Annotated in this window: 1 protein-coding gene; it reads left to right on the top strand. The window is 63.2% G+C overall.

All coding sequences use genetic code 11. The annotated features are described in order from the left end of the window. Positions 1–12,129 (top strand): hypothetical protein, encoded by a 12,129-nt coding sequence (locus ACAM52_RS03285; protein WP_369646105.1) that lies wholly within the window; start codon positions 1–3, stop codon positions 12,127–12,129. The last annotated feature ends 155 nt before the right edge of the window (positions 12,130–12,284 follow it).

The raw sequence follows: 12,284 nt of genomic DNA, 5'->3' as shown, positions 1-12,284 counted from the left end.
GTGCTCAAGCCGGACGAGAACGAGGTGGACAGGCTGCTGACGTTGCTGTTGGTGGTGCTCAGTCCGGTCGACAGGCTGTCGATGCTGCTCGTGGCCGTGCTCAGGCCCGACGAGGTCGAGGTCGAGAGGCTGTCGACGTTGCTGTTCGTCGTGCTGAGGCCGGTCGAGAGGCTGTCGATGTTGCTCGTGGCGGTGCTCAGGCCCGAGGACGTGGAGGTCGAGAGGCTGCTGACGTTGCTGTTGGTGGTGCTCAGGCCTGTGGAGAGGCTGGAGATGCCGCTGGTGGCGGTGCTCAGACCCGTCGACAAGCTGTCGATTCCGCTCGTGGCCGTGCTCAGGCCAGACGACGTCGACGTCGAGAGGCTGCTCACGTTGCTGTTCGTCGTGCTCAAGCCGGTCGAAAGGCTGGAGATACCGCTGGTGACGGTGCTCAGCCCCGTCGACAGGCTGTCGATGCCACTCGCGGCCGTGCTCAGGCCGCTCGACGTCGAGGTCGACAGGCTGCTCACGTTGCTGTTGGTGGTGCTCAGGCCGGTCGAGAGGCTAGAAATTCCGCTGGTGGCGGTGCTCAGGCCCGTCGACAGACTGGAGATGCCGCTCGACGTCGAAGTCGACAAGCTACCGACGTTGCTGTTCGTGGTGCTCAGGCCGGTGGACAGGCTCGAGATGCCGCTGGTGGCGGTGCTCAGGCCGGTCGACAGACTGTCGATTCCGCTCGCCGCGGTGCTCAGGCCAGACGACGTAGATGTCGAGAGGCTGCTCACGTTACTGTTCGTCGTGCTCAGACCGGTCGACAGGCTGTCGATTCCGCTCGTGGCCGTGCTCAGGCCACTCGACGTCGAGGTCGACAGGCTGCTCACGTTGCTGTTGGTCGTGCTCAAGCCAGTGGACAAGCTGGAGATGCCGCTTGTGGCGGTGCTCAGGCCCGTCGACAGGCTGTCGATTCCGCTCGTAGCGGTGCTCAGGCCACTCGACGTGGAAGTCGACAGGCTGCTGACGTTGCTGTTCGTCGTGCTCAAGCCGGTGGACAGGCTCGAGATGCCACTGGTCGCCGTGCTCAGACCGGTCGACAGGCTGTCGATTCCGCTCGTGGCCGTGCTCAGGCCGCTCGACGTCGAGGTCGACAAGCTGCTGACGTTGCTGTTCGTGGTGCTCAGGCCAGTGGACAGGCTCGAGATGCCACTGGTCGCTGTACTCAGGCCGGTCGAGAGGCTGTCGATGCCGCTCGTGGCGGTGCTCAGGCCGGACGACGTCGAGGTCGACAGGCTGCTCACGTTGCTGTTGGTCGTGCTCAAGCCAGTGGACAAGCTGGAGATGCCACTGGTCGCCGTGCTCAACCCAGTCGAGAGGCTGTCGATGTTGCTCGTGGCGGTGCTCAGGCCCGAGGACGTGGAGGTCGAGAGGCTGCTGACGTTGCTGTTCGTGGTGCTCAGGCCCGTGGACAAGCTGGAGATGCCACTGGTCGCTGTGCTCAAACCGGTCGAGAGGCTGTCGATGCCGCTCGTGGCCGTGCTCAGGCCGGACGACGTGGAGGTCGAGAGGCTGCTCACGTTGCTGTTGGTCGTGCTCAAGCCAGTAGACAAGCTGGAGATGCCGCTGGTGGCGGTGCTCAGGCCCGTCGACAGGCTGGAGATGCCGCTCGACGTCGAAGTCGACAAGCTACCCACAGTGCTGTTCGTGGTGCTCAGGCCCGTGGACAGGCTGGAGATGCCACTGGTCGCCGTGCTCAGACCAGTCGAGAGGCTGTCGATTCCGCTCGTCGCGGTGCTCAGACCAGACGACGTGGAAGTCGAGAGGCTGCTGACGTTGCTGTTGGTGGTGCTCAGGCCTGTGGAGAGGCTGGAGATGCCGCTGGTGGCGGTGCTCAGGCCGGTCGACAGGCTGGAGATGCCGCTCGACGTCGAAGTCGACAAGCTACCGACGTTGCTGTTCGTCGTACTCAAGCCAGTGGACAAGCTGGAGATGCCACTGGTCGCCGTGCTCAAACCAGTCGAGAGGCTGTCGATGCCGCTGGTAGCGGTGCTGAGACCGGACGAGGTCGACGTCGACAGGCTGCTGACATTGCTGTTCGTCGTGCTCAGGCCCGTGGACAGGCTGGAGATACCGCTGGTAGCAGTGCTGAGGCCGGACGACGTCGACGTCGAGAGGCTGCTGATGTTGCTGTTCGTGGTGCTCAGGCCGGTCGACAGGCTGGAGATGCCACTGGTCGCCGTGCTCAAGCCGGTCGAGAGGCTGTCGATGCCGCTCGCCGCGGTGCTCAGACCAGACGACGTGGAGGTCGAGAGGCTGCTGACGTTGCTGTTCGTTGTGCTCAGACCAGTAGACAGACTCGAGATGCCGCTGGTCGCCGAGCTCAAGCCGGTCGAGAGGCTGTCGATGCCGCTCGTGGCCGTGCTCAGTCCCGACGACGTCGAAGTCGACAGGCTGCTGACGTTGCTGTTCGTCGTGCTCAAGCCGGTGGACAGGCTGGAGATGCCGCTGGTTGCCGAGCTCAATCCCGTGGAGAGGCTGGAGATACCGCTGGTTGCGGTACTCAGACCCGTCGACAAGCTGTCGATGCCGCTGGTAGCGGTGCTGAGGCCGGACGACGTGGAAGTCGACAGGCTGCTCACGTTGCTGTTCGTCGTGCTCAAGCCGGTGGACAGGCTCGAGATACCGCTGGTCGCCGTGCTCAGGCCAGACGACGTCGAAGTCGACAAGCTGCTGACGTTGCTGTTCGTGGTGCTCAGGCCGGTGGACAGGCTCGAGATGCCACTGGTCGCAGTGCTCAGGCCGGACGACGTCGAGGTCGACAAGCTGCTCACGTTGCTGTTCGTGGTGCTCAGGCCCGTCGACAGGCTCGAGATGCCACTGGTTGCCGTACTCAACCCCGACGACGTCGAGGTCGAGAGACTGCTGACGTTGCTGTTGGTCGTGCTCAGCCCGGTCGACAGGCTGTCGATGCTGCTCGTCGCAGTGCTCAGGCCAGACGACGTGGAGGTCGACAAGCTGCTCACGTTGCTGTTCGTCGTGCTCAATCCCGTGGACAGGCTGGAGATGCCGCTGGTCGCAGTGCTCAAACCCGACGACGTCGAAGTCGAGAGGCTGCTGACACTGCTGTTGGTCGTACTCAAGCCGGTCGACAAGCTATCGATGCCGCTGGCAGCAGTGCTCAGGCCACTCGACGTCGAAGTCGACAGGCTGCTGACGTTGCTGTTCGTGGTGCTCAAGCCGGTGGACAGGCTCGAGATACCGCTGGTCGCCGTGCTCAGGCCGCTCGACGTCGAAGTCGACAAGCTGCTCACGTTGCTGTTCGTGGTACTCAAGCCAGTGGACAGGCTCGAGATGCCGCTGGTCGCAGTGCTCAGGCCGGACGACGTCGAAGTCGACAGGCTGCTGACGTTGCTGTTGGTCGTGCTCAGGCCAGTGGACAGGCTGGAGATGCCGCTGGTTGCCGTGCTCAAGCCGCTCGACGTCGAAGTCGACAGGCTGCTCACGTTGCTGTTCGTGGTACTCAGCCCGGTCGACAGGCTGTCGATACTGCTCGTCGCAGTGCTCAAGCCAGACGACGTGGAGGTCGACAAGCTGCTGACGTTGCTGTTGGTCGTGCTCAGGCCGGTCGACAGGCTGGAGATGCCGCTGGTGGCGGTGCTCAAACCCGACGACGTCGAGGTCGAGAGGCTGCTGACACTGCTGTTGGTCGTACTCAACCCGGTCGACAGGCTGTCGATGCTGCTCGTCGCAGTGCTCAAGCCGGACGACGTGGAGGTCGAAAGACTGCTGACATTGCTGTTCGTCGAGCTCAGGCCCGTGGACAGGCTGGAGATGCCGCTCGTGGCGGTACTGAGGCCGGACGAAGTGGACGTCGACAGGCTACTCACATTGCTGTTCGTCGTGCTCAGACCCGTCGACAGGCTCGAGATGCCGCTGGTCGCCGTGCTCAAGCCACTCGACGTCGAGGTCGAAAGGCTGTCCAGGTTGCTGTTCGTGGTGCTCAGGCCGCTCGACGTGGACGTCGACAGGCTGTCAATGCGGCTGTTGGCCGTGCTCAGACCCGACGATGTCGAAGTCGACAGGCTGCCCACGTTGCTGTTCGTCGTGCTCAGGCCCGTGGACAGGCTGGAGATGCCGCTGGTTGCGGTGCTGAGGCCGGATGACGTGGACGTCGACAGGCTGCTGACGTTGCTGTTCGTGGTGCTCAGGCCGGTGGACAGACTGGAGATACCGCTGGTTGCGGTGCTCAAACCGGTCGACAAACTATCGATGCGGCTCGTAGCCGTGCTCAAACCCGAGGACGTCGAGGTCGACAAGCTGCCGACATTGCTGTTCGTCGTGCTCAGGCCAGTGGACAGGCTGGAAATGCCACTGGTCGCCGTGCTGAGCCCCGTCGACAGGCTATCGATGCCACTCGCGGCCGTGCTCAGACCGGTCGACGTGGATGTCGACAGGCTGCTCACGTTGCTGTTCGTGGTGCTCAGGCCCGTCGACAGACTGGAGATACCGCTGGTTGCCGTGCTCAAGCCGGTCGAGAGGCTATTGATGCTGCTCGTGGCCGTGCTCAGGCCCGACGACGTAGACGTCGACAAGCTGCTCACGTTGCTATTGGTCGTGCTCAGACCAGTCGAGAGGCTCTCAATGCCGCTCGTGGCCGTGCTCAGCCCACTCGACGTCGAGGTCGAAAGACTGCTGACATTGCTATTCGTGGTGCTCAGGCCGGAGGACAGGCTCGAGATGCCGCTCGTGGCCGTGCTCAGGCCGCTCGACGTCGAAGTCGACAAGCTGCTCACGTTGCTGTTCGTGGTGCTCAAGCCAGTGGACAGGCTCGAGATGCCGCTGGTCGCCGTGCTCAAACCCGACGACGTGGAGGTCGACAGGCTGCTGACGTTGCTGTTGGTCGTGCTCAGGCCAGTCGACAGGCTGTCGATGCTGCTCGTCGCAGTGCTCAAGCCGGACGACGTGGACGTCGACAAGCTGCTCACATTGCTGTTCGTGGTGCTCAGGCCCGTAGACAGGCTCGAGATACCGCTGGTGGCCGTGCTCAAGCCACTCGACGTGGACGTCGACAGGCTGTCCAGGTTGCTGTTCGTGGAGCTGAGGCCAGTGGACAAGCTGGAGATACCGCTGGTCGCAGTACTCAAACCAGACGACGTCGAGGTCGAAAGGCTGCCAATGCTGCTCGTCGCCGTGCTCAAGCCAGACGACGTCGAAGTCGACAGGCTCGAAATACCACTGGTTGCCGTGCTCAAGCCGCTCGAGGTGGATGTCGACAAGCTGTCCAGGTTGCTATTGGTGGTGCTCAGGCCGGTGGACAGGCTGGCGATGCCGCTGGTCGCCGTGCTCAGCCCTGACGACGTGGACGTCGACAGGCTGCTCACATTGCTGTTGGTCGTGCTCAGACCGGTCGACAGGCTGTTGATGCCACTGGTGGCAGTGCTCAACCCAGACGACGTCGAAGTCGAAAGACTGTCGATGCTGCTCGTGGCCGTGCTCAGACCGGACGAGGTCGAGGTCGACAAGCTGCTGACGTTGCTGTTCGTCGTGCTCAGCCCCGTGGACAGGCTCGAGATACCGCTGGTGGCCGTGCTCAAACCCGACGATGTGGACGTGGAGAGGCTGTCGATGCTGCTCGTCGCGGTGCTCAGGCCAGACGACGTCGAGGTCGACAAGCTGCTGACGTTGCTGTTGGTCGTGCTCAAGCCAGTGGACAGGCTGGAGATGCCGCTGGTGGCAGTGCTCAGACCCGACGAGGTCGAAGTCGAAAGACTGTCGATGCTGCTCGTCGCCGTGCTCAAGCCAGACGATGTCGACGTCGACAGGCTGCTGACGTTGCTGTTCGTCGTGCTCAGGCCGGTAGACAGGCTATCGATGCCACTGGTCGCCGTACTCAAGCCCGACGACGTGGACGTCGACAGGCTGTCGATACGGCTGTTCGTCGTGCTCAAGCCAGACGAAGTCGAGGTCGACAAGCTGCCGACGTTGCTGTTCGTGGTGCTCAGACCCGTGGACAGGCTGGAGATACCGCTGGTGGCCGTGCTCAAGCCGCTCGACGTGGACGTCGACAAGCTGTCCAGGTTGCTGTTGGTGGTGCTCAGGCCGGTGGACAGGCTCGAGAAGCCACTGGTCGCCGTGCTCAAGCCCGTCGACAGGCTGTCGATGCTGCTCGTGGCCGTGCTCAGGCCGGACGATGTAGACGTCGACAAGCTGCTAATGCTGCTGTTCGCCGTGCTCAAACCCGACGACGTGGAGGTCGAGAGGCTGCCGACGTTGCTGTTCGTCGTGCTCAACCCAGTGGACAGGCTGGAGATGCCGCTGGTGGCGGTGCTCAGACCCGACGAGGTCGAGGTCGAGAGGCTGCCGACGTTGCTGTTCGTCGTGCTCAGGCCGGTCGACAGGCTGGAGATACCACTGGTCGCGGTGCTCAAACCAGAGGACGTAGACGTCGAAAGGCTGTCGATGTTGCTCGTCGCCGTGCTCAGGCCGGACGACGTCGAGGTCGACAGGCTGCTCACATTGCTGTTTGTCGTGCTCAAGCCAGTCGACAGGCTGGAGATACCGCTGGTGGCAGTGCTCAAACCAGACGACGTAGACGTCGATAGGCTGTCGATGTTGCTCGTCGCCGTGCTCAGGCCGCTCGACGTGGAGGTCGACAGGCTGCTGACGTTGCTGTTGGTCGTGCTCAAGCCAGTGGACAGGCTAGAGATGCCGCTGGTCGCAGTGCTCAGACCCGAGGACGTAGACGTCGAGAGGCTGTCGATGCTGCTCGTCGCCGTGCTCAGGCCGCTCGACGTGGATGTCGAAAGGCTATCGATACGGCTGTTGGTCGTGCTCAGGCCCGACGACGTCGAAGTCGACAGGCTCGAAATTCCACTGGTTGCAGTGCTCAGACCGCTCGACGTGGAGGTCGAAAGGCTGTCCAGGTTGCTGTTCGTGGAGCTGAGGCCGGTAGACAGGCTGGAGATGCCACTGGTCGCGGTGCTCAAACCAGAGGACGTCGAGGTCGACAGGCTGCTCACGTTGCTGTTCGTCGTGCTCAGACCCGTGGACAGGCTGGAGATACCGCTGGTGGCAGTGCTCAAACCAGACGACGTCGAAGTCGAAAGGCTGTCGATGCTGCTCGTGGCCGTGCTCAGACCGGACGAGGTCGAGGTCGACAAGCTGCTGACGTTGCTGTTCGTGGTACTCAGGCCGGTAGACAGGCTGGAGATCCCGCTGGTGGAGGTGCTCAGACCCGACGACGTCGACGTCGAAAGGCTATCAATGCTGCTCGTGGCCGTGCTCAAGCCCGACGACGTGGACGTCGACAGGCTGCTGACGTTGCTGTTGGTGGTGCTCAGACCGGTCGACAGGCTGGAGATCCCACTGGTCGCCGTGCTCAAACCCGACGACGTCGAAGTCGAAAGGCTATCGATGCTGCTCGTAGCCGTGCTCAAACCAGACGACGTCGAGGTCGACAGGCTGCTCACGTTGCTGTTCGTCGTGCTTAGGCCCGTGGACAGGCTGGAGATCCCGCTGGTCGCCGTGCTCAGGCCACTCGACGTAGAAGTCGACAGGCTGCTCACGTTGCTGTTGGTCGTGCTCAGGCCCGTCGACAAGCTCGAGATGCCGCTGGTCGCGGTGCTCAGACCGCTCGAAGTCGACGTCGACAAGCTGCTCACGTTGCTGTTCGTGGTGCTCAGCCCGGTCGACAGGCTCTCGATGCCACTCGTCGCCGTGCTCAGACCCGAGGATGTGGAGGTCGAAAGGCTATCGATTCGACTGTTGGTCGTGCTCAAACCACTGGACGTCGAAGTCGACAAGCTGCCCACGTTGCTGTTCGTGGTGCTCAAGCCCGTCGACAGGCTGGCGATGCCACTGGTCGCAGTGCTCAGGCCCGACGATGTCGAAGTCGACAGGCTGCTCACGTTGCTGTTGGTCGTGCTCAGGCCAGTAGACAAGCTGGAGATGCCACTGGTCGCGGTGCTCAATCCACTCGATGTGGAAGTCGAGAGGCTGTCCAGGTTGCTGTTGGTGCTGCTCAGAGCCGTAGACAGGCTCGAGATGCCGCTGGTCGCCGTGCTCAGGCCGGACGACGTCGAGGTCGAGAGGCTGCTGACGTTGCTGTTGGTCGTGCTCAGACCAGTCGAAAGGCTGTCGATGCCACTCGTGGCTGTGCTCAAGCCGCTCGAAGTGGAGGTCGACAGGCTGCTGACATTGCTGTTTGTCGAGCTCAGGCTCGTGGACAGGCTCGAGATCCCGCTGGTCGCTGTGCTCAGGCCGCTCGACGTAGAAGTCGACAGGCTGCTCACATTGCTGCTCGTCGTGCTCAGGCCAGTGGACAGGCTCGAGATGCCGCTGGTCGCCGTGCTCAGGCCGGACGACGTCGAGGTCGAGAGGCTGCTGACGTTGCTGTTGGTCGTGCTCAAACCAGTCGACAGGCTGTCGATGCCACTCGTGGCTGTGCTCAAGCCGCTCGACGTGGAGGTCGAAAGGCTACTGACATTGCTGTTCGTCGTGCTCAGACCCGTGGACAGGCTGGAGATGCCGCTGGTCGCGGTGCTCAGACCAGACGACGTCGAGGTCGACAGACTGCTGACGTTGCTGTTGGTCGTGCTCAGGCCCGTCGACAAACTGGAGATGCCACTGGTCGCAGTGCTCAGACCGCTCGAGGTAGACGTCGACAAGCTATCGATGCTGCTCGTGGCCGTGCTCAGGCCCGACGACGTAGACGTCGAGAGGCTGTCGATACGACTATTGGTGGTGCTCAGGCCCGAGGACGTCGAGGTCGACAGGCTGCCCACGTTGCTGTTCGTCGTGCTCAGGCCCGTGGACAGGCTGGAGATACCGCTGGTCGCGGTGCTCAACCCGCTCGACGTGGAAGTCGAGAGGCTGTCCAGGTTGCTGTTGGTGCTGCTCAGAGCCGTGGACAGGCTCGAGATACCGCTTGTTGCCGTACTCAAGCCCGACGACGTCGAAGTCGACAGACTGCTGACGTTGCTGTTCGTGGTGCTGAGACCGGTCGAAAGGCTGGAGATGCCGCTGGTTGCCGTGCTCAAGCCGCTCGACGTCGAGGTCGACAAGCTGCTGACATTGCTGTTCGTGGTGCTCAGACCTGTGGACAGGCTGGAGATGCCGCTGGTCGCAGTGCTCAGGCCCGACGACGTAGATGTCGAGAGGCTGTCGATGCGGCTATTGGCCGTGCTCAGACCCGACGACGTCGAGGTCGACAAGCTGCCCACGTTGCTGTTCGTGGTGCTCAAGCCCGTCGACAGGCTCGAGATACCGCTGGTTGCAGTGCTCAGACCGCTCGAAGTGGAGGTCGAGAGGCTGTCGATGCTGCTCGTGGCCGTGCTCAGGCCGGACGACGTGGACGTCGACAAGCTGCTCACGTTGCTGTTCGTCGTGCTCAGACCTGTGGACAGGCTCGAAATGCCGCTAGCTGCAGTACTCAGGCCCGACGACGTCGACGTCGACAGGCTGCTCACATTGCTGTTGGTCGTGCTCAGGCCCGTCGACAGACTGTTGATGCCGCTCGCAGCGGTACTCAAACCGGACGACGTGGACGTCGACAAGCTGCTGACGTTGCTGTTCGTGGTGCTCAGGCCCGTGGACAAGCTGGAGATGCCGCTGGTGGCAGTGCTTAGGCCCGACGACGTAGATGTCGACAGGCTGCTCACGTTGCTGTTCGTCGTGCTCAGGCCCGTGGACAGGCTCGAGATTCCACTGGTCGCAGTGCTCAGGCCGCTCGACGTGGACGTCGAGAGACTGTCGATGCGGCTGTTGGTTGTGCTCAGACCCGACGACGTCGAGGTCGACAAACTGCTGACGTTGCTGTTCGTCGTGCTCAGACCTGTGGACAGGCTCGAGATGCCGCTCGTGGCGGTGCTCAGACCGCTTGAAGTCGACGTCGACAGGCTGTCGATGCGACTGTTGGTCGTGCTCAGGCCAGTCGACGTGGACGTTGACAGGCTGCCCACGTTGCTGTTCGTCGTGCTCAAGCCCGTGGACAGGCTCGAGATTCCGCTGATCGCCGTGCTCAGACCCGACGACGTCGACGTCGAAAGGCTGCTCACGTTGCTATTCGTAGTGCTCAGGCCTGTGGACAGGCTGGAGATGCCGCTGGTGGCCGTGCTCAAACCGGACGACGTCGAAGTCGACAGGCTGCTGACGTTGCTGTTGGTCGTGCTCAAGCCGGTGGACAGGCTGGAGATACCGCTCGTGGCCGTGCTCAAGCCGGACGACGTCGATGTCGACAGGCTACTGACGTTGCTGTTCGTGGTGCTCAGGCCAGTCGACAGGCTGGAGATGCCGCTGGTGGCCGTGCTCAAACCGGACGACGTCGATGTCGACAGGCTGCTGACGTTGCTGTTGGTCGTGCTCAGGCCCGTGGACAGACTCGAGATGCCACTGGTCGCCGTGCTCAAACCGGACGACGTCGAAGTCGACAGGCTGCTGACGTTGCTGTTCGTGGTGCTCAGGCCAGTCGACAGGCTGGAGATGCCGCTGGTCGCCGTGCTCAGCCCGCTCGACGTCGAGGTCGACAGGCTGCTGACGTTGCTGTTCGTTGTGCTCAACCCCGTGGAGAGGCTGGAGATGCCACTGGCAGCGGTGCTCAGGCCAGACGACGTGGACGTCGAGAGGCTGTCGATGCGGCTGTTGGTCGTGCTCAGACCCGACGACGTCGAGGTCGAGAGGCTGCCGACGTTGCTGTTCGTTGTGCTGAGGCCAGTCGACAGACTGGAGATGCCACTGGTTGCTGTGCTCAGACCTGTGGACAGGCTCGAGATTCCGCTGGTCGCCGTGCTCAGACCGCTCGACGTCGATGTCGAAAGGCTGTCGATGCGGCTGCTGCTGGTGCTCAGTCCGGACGACGTAGAAGTCGACAGACTACTGACGTTGCTGTTCGTGGTGCTCAGGCCCGTCGACAGGCTGGAGATGCCACTGGTGGCCGTGCTCAAACCGGACGACGTGGAGGTCGACAGGCTGCTGACGTTGCTGTTGGTCGTGCTCAGGCCGCTTGAAGTCGACGTCGACAGGCTGTCGATGCGGCTGCTGCTGGTGCTCAGGCCCGACGATGTGGAGGTCGACAAGCTGCCGACGTTGCTGTTCGTGGTACTCAGACCTGTGGACAGGCTGGAGATCCCGCTCGTCGCTGTGCTGAGGCCCGACGACGTCGACGTCGACAGGCTGTCGATGCGGCTGTTGGTCGTGCTGAGGCCAGTCGACGTGGAGGTCGAAAGACTGCCGACGTTGCTGTTCGTGGTGCTCAGGCCGGTCGACAGGCTCGAGATGCTGCTCGTGGCCGTGCTCAGTCCCGACGACGTCGAAGTCGACAGGCTGTTGATGCGACTGCTCGCCGTGCTCAGGCCCGACGATGTGGATGTCGACAGGCTGGCGACGTTGCTGTTCGTGGTGCTCAGGCCCGTGGACAAGCTGGAAATGCCGCTGGTCGCCGTACTCAACCCGCTCGACGTGGAAGTCGACAGGCTGTCCAGTTCGCTGTTCACCGTACTCAAGCCCGTCGACAGGCTGGAGATGCCGCTGGTCGCCGTGCTCAAACCGGTCGATGTGGACGTCGAGAGGCTGTTGAGGCGGCTGTTGGTCGTGCTCAGGCCGGACGACGTGGACGTCGACAGGCTGGAAATCCCGCTGGTCGCTGTGCTCAACCCCGTGGAAGTCGAGGTCGACAGCGACCCCACCGCGCTGGCAACGGAAAACAATTGGCTGCCGTTGATCGCATCGGTTGAGGTGGAGGTCACGCGACCTGCCGCCACGTTGGTGATTTGGCGCTCGCCCCCCACCGACCCAACGCTCACCACGCTGCTCGGCGTAGCGCCGGCAAACCCGCCCAGCACAACCCCATTGACCGTCGCACTGGCAGTCGGGACCGCTGCGGCAGTCACGCTGTTGCTGCCAAGTGCGACGCTGTTGTCGGTGCCAGCGCTGGCTCCCGTGCCGATCGCCACGGCGTTAGTGCCGGTGCTCTTCGCGCCGCCATCCACCGCCACACTGCCGCCGATAGCCACGCTGTTCGTGCCGCTGGCGGTTGTCGCGCGACCGATGGCCACGGCCTGCTCGCCCGACGCGGCAGAGCCACCGTTGCCCGTGCCGTCCCCGCCCCCTATCGCAACCGACGAGGTCCCGGTGGCCTTGGCATCGTTGCCCAAGGCGTAGGCGCCCTTGGCAAAAGCTTTGGCGCCAGAGCCGATTGCCGTCGCGCTGTGAAAGGTCGCCTGCGCGTTATTGCCAACCGCCAAGGCGTACGACCCTGAGGCGATGGCTGAGCCCGACGAACCATTGCCAATCGCGATGGCGTCGGTGCCGCCAGC

Origin of the sequence: Variovorax sp. V118, assembly GCF_041154445.1 — a bacterium.
Lineage (GTDB): Bacteria > Pseudomonadota > Gammaproteobacteria > Burkholderiales > Burkholderiaceae_C > Variovorax > Variovorax boronicumulans.
Note: the sequence above shows the minus strand (reverse complement) of the source record. Positions and strands in the feature narration are given on the sequence as shown.